This window comes from Microbacterium sp. HA-8, assembly GCF_046111165.1.
GTDB lineage: Bacteria > Actinomycetota > Actinomycetes > Actinomycetales > Microbacteriaceae > Microbacterium.
The window spans coordinates 1,489,617-1,505,879 of the sequence record NZ_CP162025.1; the positions used below are offsets into that span (position 1 = coordinate 1,489,617).

Annotated in this window: 10 protein-coding genes and 1 pseudogene; 8 read left to right on the top strand and 3 right to left on the bottom strand. The window is 69.4% G+C overall.

What is annotated here, in order from left to right; genetic code table 11:
- Positions 1–38 precede the first annotated feature (38 nt).
- The gene (gene gcvP / locus AB2L57_RS07125; protein ID WP_409048599.1) at positions 39–2,846 is read left to right on the top strand and encodes an aminomethyl-transferring glycine dehydrogenase; all 2,808 of its coding nucleotides are present in this window, start codon (positions 39–41) and stop codon (positions 2,844–2,846) included.
- A 103-nt stretch (positions 2,847–2,949) separates the two neighbouring features.
- Here the strand turns inward: gcvP and AB2L57_RS07130 are convergent, their stop codons facing one another.
- Positions 2,950–3,897, bottom strand: coding sequence for a hypothetical protein (locus tag AB2L57_RS07130; RefSeq protein WP_292811966.1), 948 nt, complete (start codon positions 3,895–3,897; stop codon positions 2,950–2,952).
- A 281-nt stretch (positions 3,898–4,178) separates the two neighbouring features.
- Complete coding sequence (locus tag AB2L57_RS07135; RefSeq protein WP_409048407.1) at positions 4,179–5,033, bottom strand: CPBP family intramembrane glutamic endopeptidase; 855 nt, start codon at positions 5,031–5,033, stop codon at positions 4,179–4,181.
- 143 nt (positions 5,034–5,176) lie between these two features.
- Here AB2L57_RS07135 and AB2L57_RS07140 point away from each other — a divergent pair, with 143 nt between their 5' ends.
- From AB2L57_RS07140 to typA, 7 genes are all read left to right on the top strand, one after another.
- The gene (locus tag AB2L57_RS07140; protein WP_409048408.1) at positions 5,177–6,802 is read left to right on the top strand and encodes an ABC transporter substrate-binding protein; all 1,626 of its coding nucleotides are present in this window, start codon (positions 5,177–5,179) and stop codon (positions 6,800–6,802) included.
- Positions 6,803–6,963: 161 nt separating this feature from the next.
- The gene (locus AB2L57_RS07145) at positions 6,964–7,893 is read left to right on the top strand and encodes an ABC transporter permease (RefSeq protein ID WP_292811972.1); all 930 of its coding nucleotides are present in this window, start codon (positions 6,964–6,966) and stop codon (positions 7,891–7,893) included.
- Complete coding sequence (locus AB2L57_RS07150) at positions 7,883–8,830, top strand: ABC transporter permease (protein ID WP_292811974.1); 948 nt, start codon at positions 7,883–7,885, stop codon at positions 8,828–8,830. Before AB2L57_RS07145 ends, AB2L57_RS07150 begins: the two co-directional genes overlap by 11 nt.
- Positions 8,827–10,494, top strand: coding sequence for a dipeptide ABC transporter ATP-binding protein (locus tag AB2L57_RS07155; RefSeq protein WP_409048409.1), 1,668 nt, complete (start codon positions 8,827–8,829; stop codon positions 10,492–10,494). The genes AB2L57_RS07150 and AB2L57_RS07155 overlap by 4 nt, the downstream gene beginning before the upstream one ends.
- A 32-nt stretch (positions 10,495–10,526) precedes the next feature.
- On the top strand, positions 10,527–11,081 hold the full coding sequence (locus AB2L57_RS07160) for a hypothetical protein (RefSeq protein WP_409048410.1): 555 nt from the start codon (positions 10,527–10,529) through the stop codon (positions 11,079–11,081).
- Positions 11,082–11,310: 229 nt separating this feature from the next.
- Entirely contained in the window at positions 11,311–12,786 is a 1,476-nt protein-coding gene (locus AB2L57_RS07165; protein WP_292811981.1) for an ABC transporter family substrate-binding protein, read from the top strand.
- A 300-nt stretch (positions 12,787–13,086) separates the two neighbouring features.
- Entirely contained in the window at positions 13,087–14,988 is a 1,902-nt protein-coding gene (gene typA, locus AB2L57_RS07170) for a translational GTPase TypA (protein ID WP_409048411.1), read from the top strand.
- Positions 14,989–15,108: 120 nt separating this feature from the next.
- Here the strand turns inward: typA and AB2L57_RS07175 are convergent.
- Positions 15,109–16,185 (bottom strand): annotated as a pseudogene (locus AB2L57_RS07175) (serine hydrolase domain-containing protein); the annotation flags it as partial.
- Between the last annotated feature and the right edge of the window lie 78 nt (positions 16,186–16,263).

The following is a 16,263-nucleotide window of genomic DNA, read 5'->3' on the forward strand; positions in this document are numbered from 1 at the left end:
CGCGGCATATAGGGATCGACGCCGCCGCGCAACGCCGCATGCTCGACGCCGTGGGGCATGCCGACGTCGATTCCCTCGTCGATGCGGCGGTGCCCGCCGCTATCCATGCCCGCCCGCGGGCCACGAGCGACATCCCGCGGGCTGCGACCGAGGCCGAGGCGCTCGCCGAGCTGCGCGCGTTCGCCTCGGCGAACAGGGCCGCGCGGCCGATGATCGGCCTCGGCTACTACGACACGCTCACACCGGCGGTCATCACGAGGAACGTCCTCGAGAACCCGTCCTGGTACACCGCCTACACGCCCTACCAGCCCGAGATCTCCCAGGGGCGCCTCGAGGCGCTGATCAACTTCCAAACCATGGTGACCGATCTCACGGGGCTCGCGACCGCCGGCGCGTCGATGCTCGACGAGCCCACCGCCGTCGTCGAGGGGATGCTGGTGGCCCGGCGCTCGTCCAAGGCCGCCTCGAACGTGTTCGTGGTCGACGCCGACGCGCTGCCGCAGACGAAGGCCGTGCTGCGCGGGCGGGCCGAGGCGGTCGGCATCGACATCGTCGAAGTCGACCTCGCGCACGGGGGGATGCTGCCCGACGCGCTCTTCGGCGTGTTCGTGCAGTACCCGGGAGCGTCCGGCCGGGTGTGGGATCCGTCGGCCGTCATCGACGCCGCGCACCTCGCGGGCGGCCTCGCCGTCGTCGCCGCCGATCTGCTCGCGCTGACCCTGCTCGCCTCGCCCGCGTCGCTGGGCGCCGACATCGCCGCCGGCACGACACAGCGCTTCGGTGTGCCGCTGGGCTTCGGCGGCCCCCACGCCGGCTACCTCGCCGTGCGCCAGGGGCTCGAGCGGCAGCTGCCGGGCCGTCTCGTCGGCGTGTCGCAGGACGCCGCGGGTCACCCGGCGTACCGGCTGTCGCTGCAGACCCGCGAGCAGCACATCCGACGCGAGAAGGCGACCTCCAACATCTGCACGGCGCAGGTGCTGCTGGCCGTCATGGCGGCGATGTACGCCGTATACCACGGGCCCGACGGGCTGCACCGGATCGCGACATCCATCGCCCGCCGCGCGGACGCGCTGGCGCGCACCCTGCGCGCGTACGATCTGCCGCTCGTGGCGGAGTCGTTCTTCGACACGATCCGCGTGGTGGTGCCGAGCTCGGCCGACCGGGTGATCGAGCGGGCGCGCTCGCGGGGGTACCAGCTGCTGCGGGTCGACGACGCGATCGTCGGCGTCTCGATCGATGAGACGACCACCGACGAGGACCTCGCGCACGTCGCGTGGGCGTTCGGTCTGCCCGATGACCACGAGTTCTCCGTCGACGGGGCGCATGCGCTCTCGGGCGCACCGACGTCGATCCGCCGCACGGACTCCTATCTGCAGCATCCCGTGTTCAACACCCACCGCAGCGAGACGTCGATGATGCGCTACCTCAAGCAGCTCGCCGATCGGGACTACGCGCTGGACCGCGGGATGATCCCGCTCGGGTCGTGCACGATGAAGCTGAATGCGGCCACCGAGATGGCGGCGGTGTCGTGGCCGGAGTTCGCGCGGGTGCATCCCTTCGCTCCGGCGTCGGATGTCGTGGGGTACCTCGGGCTGATCGAGCAGCTCGAGACGTGGCTGGCCGAGGTGACCGGGTACGACGCGGTGTCGCTGCAGCCCAACGCCGGATCTCAGGGTGAGCTCGCGGGGTTGCTCGCGATCCGCGGCTGGCACCGGTCGCGAGGCGAGGAGGGGCGCGATGTCTGTCTGATCCCGTCTTCTGCGCACGGCACGAACGCCGCCTCGGCGGTGCTGGCGGGCATGCGCGTCGTCGTCGTCGCGTGCGACGAGGCCGGAAACGTCGATCTCGACGACCTGCGTGCCAAGATCTCGGCGCACGCCGAGACGCTCGCGGCGCTCATGATCACCTACCCCTCGACGCACGGCGTGTACGAGCACGACGTGCTCGAGATCACCCAGGCCGTCCACGACGCGGGCGGACAGGTCTACATCGACGGCGCCAACCTCAACGCCCTGCTGGGGTATGCGAGATTCGGCGATCTCGGCGGCGACGTGTCGCACCTGAACCTGCACAAGACCTTCGCGATCCCGCACGGCGGGGGCGGGCCGGGGGTCGGTCCCGTCGCGGCGAAGGCGCACCTGGCCCCGTTCCTGCCGGCCCACCCGTTCGCGCAGCGCGCCGACCACGCCGGCGGGTTCGTGTTCGAGGGCGCGCCGGTGGCGGGGGCGGGGTACGGTTCTGCCGGCATCCTGCCGATCTCGTGGGCGTACGTGCGCATGATGGGGGCGGACGGCCTCCGCGAGGCGACGGCCACCGCCGTGCTCTCGGCCAATTACATCGCGGTGCGGCTGCGCGACCACTTCCCGGTGCTGTACACGGGTGAGGGCGGGCTCGTCGCGCACGAGTGCATCCTCGATCTGCGTCCGCTGCGCGAGCGGACGGGCATCACGGTCGACGATGTCGCCAAGCGCCTGATCGACTACGGCTTCCACGCCCCGACGATGTCCTTCCCCGTCGCCGGCACGCTGATGGTCGAGCCGACCGAGTCGGAGGACCTCGCGGAGCTCGACCGCTTCTGCGACGCGATGATCGCGATCCACACCGAGGCGCTGAGGGTCGCGGCGGGGGAGTGGCCGGCCGATGACAACCCCCTGGTGAACGCGCCGCACACGGCCGAGACGATCGCGGCGGCCGAATGGCAGCATCCGTATTCGCGAGAGGAGGCCGTGTACCCGGTGCGCTCACTCGTGCGCACGAAGTACTGGCCGCCGGTGCGCCGCATCGACAACGCCTACGGCGACCGCAACCTCGTGTGCGCCTGCCCGCCGATCGAGGCCTTCGCCTGACGGGGTCGGCCCGCCGAACCCACATTTTTGCAGCGAGCCATCAGCCGACGCGTGGTGGTTCGCTGCAAACGTGTGGGTTCGCGCGTCGGCGGGCGGGGGCGGGTCAGCGAAGCGGGCGGATCGTCGCGAGCATGGCGCGGTCCCGGGGCATCACCTGCGGGAGCCCCGCGTGCCGCAGTTTCTTCTCCAGCAGTGTCACGCGGTGCGCGTCGCGCCAGTCCCACCGCGCGAATCCGTCCGACTGGCGTCGTAGGCGATCTTCGCGCACCTTCTCCCGCACGATCTTGCGCACCGCTTCTTCCGCGGTCTCGGCCCTGTACTTGCCGTAGCCGTCGGACTCGCCGATCGCGCGATAGGTCGGCCACCAGAAGTCGGACCGATCGTCGACGCCCTCCGCCGAGAAGACCTGCTGCAGCACAGGAACGGGGAACCCCAACCACGAGATCACCGCGCGGCTGACGGATTCGCCCGAGGATTCGGCGCGGCCGTCGGCAAACTCCCACGCCCACGCCAGCATCCGCTCATTGCGGCGGTCGGGGTCCGCCGCCGACCAGTCATGCAGATCCGTCGTGTTCATGCCACGGCGAAGGCTCGCGTCGATCACGGCGAGCGCGTAGGCGGGAGTGAGATACCGACTGGTGTCGACGACCGTCGAGACCAGGTCGGTGACCAGCCGTCCATCGAGCCGGATGACCTCGCGGTGCCCGGTGAGGGCGTGCACGACGACGTCGCCGAACGTGCGCGTGCTGCGGCGGCTCGGATCGAACAGGTGGATGAACGCGGGATCCCCGAAGATCGGGAGCCCGTGAAGGGCGGCGGCGGACTCGCGCATGAATGCTGAGCCGGGAAAGACGAGTGCGGCGGCTTTGACGCGCTCGACGTATCGCGCGTGCGGTTCCAGCCCTCGCCACCACGCCGTGGGGGCGTACACGCCGGGCCGCACACGGATGAGTTCGCGGGAGCGCACGCGACCGTACATTCCGATCGGCATCCGTCGCTCGTCTGCTGCGAGGAGGAAGGAGTCGGGTGCGGCCGCTGTCGGAGGAGTCATCGGGCCACCATGGCCCACGGTGCCCGCGCCGCGAGCGTCGCCGAGCGCTGTTGAAGCTCGTGGCCGCCGCCGCGCGCGATGTGGAGGAGCCGTGGCCGCTTCGCGAACCCACATTTTTGCAGCGAGCCGACATCGGACGATTGGTGGCTCGCTGCAAAAATGTGGGTTCGGCGGATGGCCCGGCCGGGACGGGCGCGGGCGCGGGCGCGGCGGGGGCGGCCGGGGGCGGGGTGGATGCCGGGGGCCGCGACCGCGCGGGACCGCAATGGTGCGGCGGCGGGTCAGGGTGCGGACGTCGTCGTCACCGCGGGCGTCGGCGTCGACGACGGCGCGGCGGGCGGCGCGAAGACATCGGGCCAGAGGGCCGCGGCGAGCGGATACCCGACGAAGGCGATCACATCGATCAGCGTGTGCGCGATGACGAGGGGCATCACGCGCCCCCAGCGCCGGTAGCACCAGCCGAAGACGATGCCCATCGCGAAGTTCCCGAGCATGGGGCCGAAGCCCTGGTAGGCGTGATAGCAGGCGCGCAGCGCCGCCGTCGCCAGGATGATCGGCCACCATCCCCAGCCCAGGCGCCGCAGTCGGTCGAAGAGGTATCCGAGCATGATGACCTCTTCGACCAGTCCCGCCCGCAGCGCCGAGAGCACGAGCAGCGGCACGGTCCACCAGGACGAATCCAGCGGCGATGCCGCCACCGCCACCGTCACTCCTAGCGAGCGCCCGACCGCGTAGAGCGCGAGCCCCGGCACTCCGATCACGACGATCAGCAGCATCCCGCGGGCGAGGTCGCCGCCGAAGCGCGAGAAGTCGAGCCCGATGCGCCGGAGGGCGTTCGAGCCCGGCTCCCACAGCAGGTACACGACGAGCGCGACGAGCGCGAGGTCGAAGAAGACCGACAGCACCTGGTAGACCGCGTCCCAGATGGCGAGGGCGTCGCGCGAGGGGTTCAGCTGCGTCTGCTGCTGGGACAGCGGGATGGATGCCGTCACCCGGCGCAGCAGCGTCAGCAGCGAGTAGAGGGCCGACTGCCCGATCGTGACGGCCAGGATGATACCGAGTTCCCACCGCAGACGTACTCGCTCCGGGTCGGTTCCCAGCGGTCTCGGATCGATCACCCCGTCAGATTGCCACATGAGGGCGCCGATGAGTAAAGGCTATGTAACGGTTATGCCAAAGATTTGGAGCAAACCCATCAGGATGCCTAGGGTTTCCGTATCCCGCGCAGTGTCACCCGTGTGACGCCTGCGCGAAAACACCTTTCCTGATGGAGGAACACGTGAAGCGCAACAAGATCGCCCTGTCGGGCATCGCGCTGCTGGGCGTCGGTGGGCTCACGCTCGCCGGCTGCGCCGGTGGCGGGTCGACCGACGACGGCACGGATGAGGGCGCCACCAGCGCCGCGATCATCACCACGAACGGCTCGGAGCCGGAGAACCCGCTGATCCCCACGGCGACCAACGAGGTCGGCGGCGGCAAGATCCTCGACGCGATCTTCGCGGGCCTGGTCTCGTACGAGGCCGACGGCACCCCGGTCAACGACATGGCCGAGGAGATCACGGTCGATGACCCGCAGAACCTCACGGTGAAGATCAAGGAAGGCCAGTACTTCACCGATGGTGAAGAGGTCACGGCCGACAACTTCATCAACGCCTGGAACTACGGCGCACTCGCCTCGAACGCCCAGTACAACAGCTACTTCTTCGAGGACATCGAGGGGTTCAGCTACGACGAGGACTCGGAGCTGACGGGCCTCGAGCAGGTCGATGACTACACGTTCACGATCGCGCTGAACAAGCCCGCCTCGGACTTCGCGCTGCGCCTGGGCTACTCGGCGTACTATCCGCTGCCCGACGCTGCGTTCGAGGACATGGCCGCGTTCGGTGAGAACCCGATCGGCAACGGCCCGTACATGCTCGACGGCGAAGGCGCGTGGCAGCACGACGTGCAGATCGACCTGGTCAAGAACGAGGACTACCAGGGTGTTCGCCAGGCCGAGAGCGGTGGCCTGAGCATCGTCTTCTACGCGTCGCAGGACGCCGCGTACGCCGACCTGCTCGGCGGTACGGTCGACGTCATCGACGCGATCCCGCCGTCGGCGCTGGCCTCGTTCGAGTCCGACCTGGGCGAGCGGGCGGTCAACCAGCCCGCCGCGGTGTTCCAGTCGTTCACGATCGCGCAGAACCTGCCCCACTTCGAGGGTGAGGAAGGCCAGCTGCGCCGCGCCGCCATCTCGATGGCGATCAACCGCGACGAGATCACCGAGACGATCTTCCAGGGCACCCGCACCCCCGCGAGCGACTTCACCTCGCCCGTGATCGACGGCTGGTCGGACTCGCTCGAGGGTGCTGAGGTCCTGGAGTACAACCCCGAGCAGGCCGTGGAGCTCTGGGCTCAGGCCGATGCCATCTCGCCGTGGGAGGGCACCTTCCAGATCGCGTACAACGCCGACGGCGGCCACGACCAGTGGGTCGACGCGGTCTCGAACTCGATCAAGAACACGCTCGGCATCGAGGCCTCGGGTGCTCCGTACCCGACCTTCGCAGAGCTGCGCGAGCTCGTGAACTCCCGCACGATCACGACGGCGTTCCGCACCGGATGGCAGGCCGACTACCCCGGTCTGTACAACTTCCTGGGGCCCCTCTACGCGTCCAACGCGGGCTCCAACGACGGTGACTACTCGAACCCCGAGTTCGACGACCTCATCGCCGAGGGCATCTCCAGCACCGACCCGGCCGCGGCCAACGAGCTCTTCCAGCAGGCGCAGAGCGTCCTGCTGCAGGACCTCCCGGCCCTGCCGCTCTGGTACTCGAACGTCACCGGCGGCTACGCCGAGACGGTCGAGAACGTGGAGTTCGGCTGGAACTCGGTTCCGCTGTACCACCAGATCACCAAGGCCGAGTAAGGCCTGATCTCTGCTCGCGAGGCGGTGACGAACCACGTCACCGCCTCGCGACATGTTTCCCCTTGGGTATCGCGCCGGTCGCACCCGACGCGGCACGATGCTCTTAGCGGACGCGCCCGCGAACCCGCAGACGCGCCCGACGATCCCGGAGGGAGAAGAGGGTGGCCAGCTACATCCTCAGACGACTGCTGCAGGTGATCCCCGTGTTCTTCGGGGCCACCCTGCTGATCTACTTCATGGTGTTCGCCATGCCGGGCGATCCGATCCTCGCCCTCTTCGGCGACCGGACGCCCAACCCCGCCCTGCTCGAGCAGATCCGGGAGCAGTACCATCTGAACGACCCGTTCATCGTGCAGTACTTCTACTACATCATCGGGGTCTTCCAGGGTGACTTCGGCGTGAGCTTCTCGGGGCAGCCGGTGAGCGAGGTGCTCGCCCGCACCTTCCCCGTCACGCTGCGCCTGGCCGCGATGGCCATTGCCATCGAGCTCGTGCTCGCGATCGTCATCGGCACGATCTCGGGCATCCGCAAGGGCAAGATCTTCGACAACGCCTCGCTCGTCATCGCGCTCGTCTTCGTCGCGGTGCCGGTGTTCGTGCTCGCCTTCCTCGCCCAGTACTTCCTCGCCATCCAGCTCGGCTGGTTCCGTCCGACGGTGGGCGCCCAGAACGACTGGGGCGACCTGTGGCTGCCCGCGATCGTGCTGGGCCTGAGCCTCTACGCCACGAGCATGCGCCTGACGCGAGCCTCCGTGATCGACACGCTCAACCAGGACTGGGTGCGCACCGCCTACAGCAAGGGGCTGCCGCGCCGGCGCGTCGTGCCGGTGCATGTGCTGCGCAACTCGCTGCTGCCGGTCATCACCAACACCGCCACGAACTTCGGCGTGCTGATGGTGGGCGCCACGGTCACCGAGGGCATCTTCAACGTGCCCGGCGTCGGCAACACCCTCTATCAGGCGATCACGCGCCAGGAGGGCCCGACCGTGGTCTCCTTCGTGAGCGTCTTCGTCATCGTCTACGTGCTGGTCAACCTCGTGGTCGACCTGTTCTACGGCCTGCTCGACCCGAGGATCCGCTATGCCAAGTGATCAGCTCTCCCCGACGCACTTCGTCGCACCGGTCAAGGACGCCGAGGTCACCGTCGATGCGGTCCGCATCGACGCGAAGCCCCGAAACCTCTGGACGGACGCCTGGGCCGACATCCGCCGCCGCCCCACGTTCTGGATCACGAGCATCGTGGTCTTCATCGTGGTGCTGATGGCCTTCGCCCCGACGCTGTTCACCCAGGTGCCGCCGAACAACGACTGCTTCCTCAGCAACAGCAACGGCGGTCCCGCCCCCGGGCACCCGCTGGGCTTCACGTTCCAGGGCTGCGACATCTGGTCGCGCATCGTCTGGGGCGCGCGCACCTCGCTGCTCGTCGGCATCCTCGCCACCATCATCGGCACGGTCATCGGCGTCATCATGGGCGCGCTCGCCGGCTTCTACGGCGGGTGGCTCGACTCGGTGCTCTCGCGCGTGGGCGACATCTTCTTCGCGATCCCCTACATCCTCGCCGCGATCGTCGTCATGAGCGTGTTCTCGCAGAACCGCACCCCTCTGCTGCTCGCCTTCGCGATCGGCGGCTTCGCGTGGGCGTCCACGGCGCGGGTCATCCGCGCCGAGGTGCTGCGCGTTCGCCAGGCGGACTTCGTGACGGCATCCCGCGCCCTCGGCCTGTCCCGCTTCCGCACCCTGGTGAGCCACGTGCTGCCCAACGCCCTCGCACCCGTCATCGTGATCGCGACGATCACGCTGGGCGCGGCGATCTCGGCCGAGGCGACCCTGTCGTTCCTCGGCGTGGGACTCGGCAGCGACACCATGTCGTGGGGCCTCGACATCAGCCAGGCGCAGTCCTCGCTCCGGGTCGCCCCGATGGCACTGATCTATCCCTCGATCGCCCTGACCGTGACGGTGCTGGCGTTCATCATCCTGGGCGAGCTTCTGCGCGACGCCCTCGACCCGAAGGCGAGGGCCCGCCGATGACCGTGTTCACCGATGCACCTCTGCTGTCGATCCGGGACCTCACGGTCGACTTCGACGCCGGCAAGGTCTCGCGCGAAGTGCTGCACGGCGTGAGCATCGACATCCATCCCGGCGAGACCGTGGCGATCGTCGGCGAGTCGGGGTCGGGCAAGTCCACGACCGCGTCCGCGATCGTCAATCTGCTGCCCGGAACGGGACATGTCACGGGCGGCTCCATCACGCTCGAGGGCCGGGAGCTGACCGATCTCACTCCGTCGCAGATGGAGAGCGTGCGCGGCCGCGAGATCGGCTACGTCCCGCAGGATCCGATGTCCAACCTCAACCCGGTGTGGAGCATCGGCTTCCAGGTCAAGGAGGCGATCCGCGCCAACGGCATCGCCACCGGCCGCAAGGAGGTCGAACAGCGCGCGATCGAGGTCCTCAAACAGGCGGGGCTGGCGGACGCCGAGCGGCGCCTGCACCAGTTCCCGCACCAGTTCTCGGGCGGGATGCGCCAGCGCGCCCTGATCGGCATCGGCCTCGCCGCCGACCCGAAGCTGCTGATCGCCGACGAGCCCACCTCGGCCCTCGACGTCACGGTGCAGCGGGTCATCCTCGACCACATGGCGTCGCTGACGCGCGAGAAGGGCACCTCGGTGCTCCTCATCACGCACGACCTGGGGCTCGCGGCGGAGCGCGCCGACACGATCGTCGTGATGAACCAGGGTGAGATCGTCGAATCGGGGCCGAGCCGCGAGATCCTCGAGAACCCCCGGCATCCGTACACCCGGCGCCTCGTCTCCGCCGCGCCGAGCCTGGCGTCCCAGCGCATCCAGGCGCGCGCCGAGACCCGCGGCGCGCAGGACGGGGCGGATGCCGCATCCGCTGCCCCCGCGGTCGTCGTGACCGACCTGGTCAAGGAGTACAAAATCCGTCGCGGCGGGTTCCGCAGCGAGCCCTTCCGTGCGGTCGACGGGGTGTCGTTCCAGATCCCCCGCGGCAAGACGCTGGCGCTGGTGGGCGAGTCGGGATCGGGCAAGTCCACGATCGCGAAGATGGTGCTCAAGCTCGAGGAGCCCACCGAGGGCTCCATCGAGATCGACGGGCAGAACATCGAGAAGCTCTCGGGACGCGAGGCCTTCGCGCTGCGCCGCCGGATGCAGCCGGTGTTCCAGGACCCGTACGGCTCGCTCGATCCGATGCGCAACATCGGCGGCACGATCGCCGAGCCGCTCGATATCCATCGCGTGGGCGACCGCGCGTCGCGTCGCGCGCGCGTCGAGGAGCTGCTGGATCAGGTCTCGCTGCCGCGCGAGCTCGCCTCGCGGTACCCGAATGAGCTCTCGGGCGGTCAGCGCCAGCGTGTCGCGATCGCGCGCGCGCTGGCGCTCAAGCCCGACCTCGTGGTGCTCGATGAGGCGGTCTCGGCGCTCGACGTGCTCGTGCAGGACCAGATCCTCCAGCTGTTGGCGGAGCTGCAGTCCGAGCTCGGACTGACCTACCTGTTCATCACACACGACCTCGCCGTCGTGCGTGTGGTCGCCGACCTCGTCTGCGTCATGGAGCGGGGCAGGCTTGTGGAGCAGGGAACGGTCGACGAGATCTTCGCGAACCCGGCCGAGGGCTACACGCGTCGCCTGCTCGACGCGATCCCGGGCGCATCGATCCCGCTCGGCGGAGCCTGAGGGTGAGTGCCGGCCCCGGCGGAGGGCGCGGGATGCCGTCGGATCGCCGCGTCTTCCGCGCACCGTCGGCGATCGTCGCCCTCATCGCCTCGGCCGTCGTCGCGGTGCTGCTCCTCGGTGATGCGGCGCTGCGCGCCGGCGTCGCCGAGGCGCTGCTCCTCGCGCCCTGGGTCCTGCTGGCCCTCTGGGGCGTCTACGTCGCGGTCTACGTCTCGCACATCCGCATCGACGCCGATGGTGTCCGCGTGCACAACATGCTGCGCATCACCGACGCGGGCTGGGGCTCCGTCGACGAGATCGAGCTGCGCTGGCAGGTGATCTTCGACCTGGTCGGCGGTGGCGCGGTGAAGAGCTACGGCGGACCCGTCGCGGGCCGTCCCGCTCGGCCCGGCATGCGACCGGGGGCTGCCGAGAGGCGTCAGGCTCCGGCCGTACGCGACCTCGATCTGATTCGCGAGCAGTGGTACCAGGCGCGGGATGCCGGAGCCGCGCCCGCGGGGGTGCGCCGCTCCTGGGATGTTCCCGCGCTTGTCGCGCTCGGGGCCATCGCCGTCTGGGCAGTGAGCGCTGTGCTGATCACCCGGTGACCGTTCATCGATGGCACGATTGAAAGGCATGAGCCACCAGCACGTTCGCCGCAGTCGGATCGTCGCCATGACCGCGGCGGCGCTGATACTCACCGGGTGTACCGCGGACGTGGACCCACCGCCGCCGGACCCACCGATCCCGACCTCCCTCCGCGACGGGACCGCCTGGGATCGGGAAGAACGCCTCGGCGTGGGGGACGGCGGTGTCCTTTCGCTCGCCATCGAACGCATGCCATCGAATTTCAATCCCTTTCGACTTCTCGGCAACGAGTCCGACACCAACGACATCGTCGAGACGACCCTCGGCGGGCCGTTCACCATCGACGAATCCGGCGCCCCGGTCATCAACGAGAACTACGCCTCGTCGGCCGAAGTGACCACCGAAGACCCGCAGGTCGTCGAGATCATGCTCAACCCCGACGCTGTCTGGGAGGACGGCACGCCCGTCACCGTGGCCGACTACGCCGCGACCTGGCAGGCCAACAACGGCTCGAACGAGGCGTTCATCAACGTCTCGACCGCCGGCTGGGATCAGATCGAATCCGTCGAGCAGGGCGATGACGAGTACCACCTCGTCGTGACCTTCTCGTCGGTCTACGCCGACTGGCAGGGGCTGTTCCTCTCCGTGCTCAAGGAGAGCGTCGCGAGCGACCCCGCCGCCTTCAACGAGGGCTTCCTCACGACGGCGATGCCCTCGAACGGTCCCTTCACGATCACGAACGTCGACACGACCGGGCAGGTCATCACCGCCGAGCGCAACCCGCTCTGGTGGGGCGAGACCCCCAAGCTCGACCGCATCCTGTTCCAGGCCGTCAGCCAGGACCAGCAGGGCTCCTCGTTCGCGAACGGCGAGATCGACGCGCTGTACATCTCCTCCAACGCCGACCTGTACGAGACGGCGCAGACCGTCGAGGGCGCCGACATCCAGGCCACGAACGGCCTGACGTGGACGCACGTGACGATGAACGCCTCGGACGGACCTCTCGCCGACGTCAACGTGCGCAAGGCGGTCGCCTCGATCGTCAACCGCGAGCAGATCGCGGCCGCGGCCAACACGCCGGTGGGCGTGCCGCCGGTCACGCAGGGCGACTACATCTTCATGCCCGGTCAGGACGGGTACGTCGACGCGGGCCTGCCCTACGACACCGAGGCGGGCGCGGCGTTCCTCGAGGAGGCCGGCTACACGCAGGAGGGCGACGAGTGGGTCAAGGACGGCGAGGCCCTCGAGCTGACCGTCACGGTGCCCGCGGACACCGCGACCAACATCCAGCGCGCCGAGCAGGTGCAGGCCGACCTCGGCGAGTTCGGCATCCCCGTCGAGCTCGTCACCGTTCCGGTCGCCGGCTACTTCAGCGAGTACGTGATCCCGGGCGACTTCGAGATGGTCTCGTTCTCGTGGGTGGGCACGGCGTTCCCCATCTCGTCGACCGAGGCGCTGTTCTACCCGCTGGATTCCGAGCAGAACTTCACCGGCACCACCGATGAGACCCTCGGCGACCTGTGGGATCAGGCCAACACCGAGCTCGACCCCGAGGCGCGCATCGAGATCGCGAACGAGATCAACGAGACCATCTGGGGCTACGTCCCGATGTTCCCGATCGCTCCGCTGCCCGAGGTCTGGGCCGTCGCCGACGGACTGGTCAACTACGGTGCGACCCAGTTCGAGACGATCGACTGGACGCTCGTGGGCTGGGCCGCCGAGTAAGACCGCGGCACCGCTGCGGCGGGGCGGGATCCCTCGGGGTCCCGCCCCGCTTCGTGTTCGTGCGGGATGCTGTCGCCCCGCGACTGCGAACCACCATTTCTGCAGCGAACCACCACGCGACGGATGGTGTCTCGCTGCACGATGGTGGTCTCGCCCGGGGCGAGTGCCGCGACAGCATCCGTCGTCCTCTCAGCCGCCTGCGATAGGCTGGGGAGGTCTGGACCCATCGGCATCGGCCGTCACGCGCGATGCGCCGCGGGTCCGCCTCTCACACTTCCCTCTCACTGCAAGGACCTCTTCATGGCGCGCGCCTTCCGCTCCGACCTCCGCAACGTCGCGATCGTCGCGCACGTCGACCACGGCAAGACCACACTCGTCGACGCCATGCTGCGTCAGACCGGCTCCTTCGGCTCGCACGAGCACATGGAGGAGCGGGCGATGGACTCGAACGACCTCGAGCGTGAGAAGGGCATCACGATCCTCGCCAAGAACACGGCGATCACTTACTCGGGCGTCCACTCCGACGTGCCCGTCACCATCAACGTCATCGACACCCCGGGCCACGCCGACTTCGGCGGCGAGGTCGAGCGCGGCCTGTCGATGGTCGACGGCGTCGTGCTGCTCGTCGACGCGTCCGAGGGCCCGCTGCCGCAGACCCGCTTCGTGCTGCGCAAGGCGCTCGAGGCGAAGCTGCCCGTCATCCTGCTCGTGAACAAGACCGACCGCCCCGACGCGCGCATCGTCGAGGTCGAGGAGGAGAGCCACGACCTGCTGCTGGGTCTCGCGTCCGATCTCGTCGACGACGTTCCCGACCTCGATGTCGACGCGCTGCTCGACGTGCCGGTCGTCTACGCCTCCGGTCGCGCGGGCGCCGCCTCGCGCAACCGCCCCGACAACGGCGCGCTGCCCGACAACGACGACCTCGAGCCGCTCTTCGAGGCGATCCTGCAGCACGTGCCCGCCCCCGAGTACGACGACGAGGCGCCCCTGCAGGCGTGGGTCACCAACCTCGACTCGAGCCCCTTCCTCGGCCGCCTCGCGCTGCTACGCGTGTTCAACGGCACGCTGAAGAAGGGCCAGACCGTCGCCTGGGTGCGCGCGGACGGCTCGACCAGCAACGCCCGCATCACCGAGCTGCTGAAGACCCGCGCGCTCGAGCGCTACCCGGCCGACGACGCCGGCCCCGGCGACATCGTCGCGATCGCGGGCTTCGAGGACATCACGATCGGCGAGACGATCGCCGACCCCGACGACGTCCGGCCGCTGCCCGCCATCACGGTCGACGACCCCGCGATCTCGATGACGATCGGCACGAACACCTCGCCGCTTGTCGGCAAGGTGAAGGGTCACAAGCTCACCGCGCGCATGGTCAAGGACCGCCTCGACCGCGAACTGATCGGCAACGTCTCGCTCAAGGTCGTCGACATCGGACGCCCGGACGCCTGGGAGGTGCAGGGGCGTGGAGAGCTCGCCCTCGCCATCCTCGTCGAGAACATGCGCCGCGAGGGCTTCGAGCTCACCGTCGGCAAGCCGCAGGTGGTCACCAAGCAGATCGACGGCAAGACGCACGAGCCCTTCGAGCACCTCACGATCGACGCCCCCGAGGAGTACCTGGGCGCGATCACCCAGTTGCTCGCCGCTCGTAAGGGCCGCATGGACAACATGACCAACCACGGCACCGGCTGGGTGCGCATGGAGTTCATCGTGCCCTCCCGTGGCCTCATCGGCTTCCGCACCGAGTTCCTCACCACGACCCGCGGCACGGGCATCGCCAACGCCATCTCGCACGGTTACGAGCCGTGGGCGGGCACGATCACGACCCGTCAGAACGGGTCGATCGTCGCCGACCGCTCGGGTGTCGTCACCCCCTTCGCGATCATCGGCCTGCAGGAGCGGATGTCGTTCTTCGTCCAGCCGACGCAGGAGGTCTACGAGGGCATGGTCATCGGTGAGAACTCCCGCGCCGACGACATGGACGTCAACATCACGAAGGAGAAGAAGCTGACGAACATGCGCGCGTCGACGTCGGACTCCTTCGAGTCGATGACGCCGCCGCGTCAGCTCTCGCTCGAGGAGAGCCTCGAGTTCGCCCGTGAGGACGAGTGCGTCGAGGTCACGCCCGAGATCGTCCGCATCCGCAAGGTCAACCTCGACGCCACCGAGCGCGCCCGCGCGACGGCGCGACTCAAGCGCCAGGGCTGAGCTGCGGCATCCGCGCGTCGCCCTTCGCAGGCGGCGGCGGATGCTGCGCTCTCGCCCCGCGAGGATCTCGGGCTCGAGCGCCTCGAGCATGTGCGCGGGCAGGTCGCCGTCTACGCCCGTCGCGTTGAGCACGATCGCGACCGAGATCCCGGAGGCGGGGTCGTGCATCGCCAGGGCCTGGTATCCCAGGCCGTTGCCGGTGTGACCGATCCAGTCGCCGATGCGCCCGATCCCGAGACCGTAGGCGTCGTAGTACGGACTCTGCGCATCGGCCGTGGTGGGGCCGAACGCCGCGAGCCGCTGCTCGAACGTCTCGGGTCGCAGCAGGGCGCCGGTGCCGAGCGCCTCGGCCCACTCTGCGAGGTCGGATGCCGTGCCCCACAGTCCGCCGGCGGCGGAGAACGCGCTTGCGCGAACCCAGGGCAGCGCTTCGGGCGCGCCGTCGGGGTCGAGCTGGAACGGGCTCGCCGCATCCTCGGGCGGTTCGGGCGCGTCCCCCGGATAGGTCACGCTGTCGAGGAGGAGGGGCCCCGCGACGCGCTCGAGCACGACGTCCGCCCACGGCTGGCCCGTTGCGCTCTCGATCGCGCGGCCGATGAGCAGCGTGTTGGTGTTGGAGTACTCGTAGCTCGTCCCCGGGGCGAACACCTCGCCGAGCCCCTCGACCAGAGCGAAGAGGTCGTCGTCGGTGAAGGAGCGGTCGGGCTCGGCGCTGATCGCCGTCATGAGGCCCGGCTGCGCGGAGTAGTTCGGCACGCCCGAGGTCATCGCCGCGAGCTGGCGCAGAGTCGCCGTGTCGGGCACGCCCGTGACGGGCGCGGGGCTCGGGGCGTCGAGATCGAGGGCCGCATCGCCCGCGAGCTGCAGGAGCGCCGTGACGACGAAGGACTTCGTGATGCTGCGGTAGGCGAACAGCGTCGCGTCGGACACGGGGGTGCCCTCCGCATCGGCGACGCCGACCGGATAGGCGAGGGTCTCATCGCCCGTGCGTACGGCCAGCACGCCGCCCGGCACCCCCGCCTGCTCGAGCTGCGCCGCGAAAGCCTCGGCCAGTCCCGTCGCCGGTGTCTCGCTCGGGCTCGGGCTCGGGGGCGTCGTGGGCTGGGGGGCGGGTGCGGCGCATCCGGCGAGCAGCACCGCCGCCACGGCCAGGGCGGACGACGCGCGTCGCGTGCGCGCGAGGGACGACGACAGCATCCCTTCACACTAGGGGCGTGTCGGCGCGCGTCGCATCCAGGGCCGGCGGTGCCCGATCGGACCCCCGGCGCACGGGCG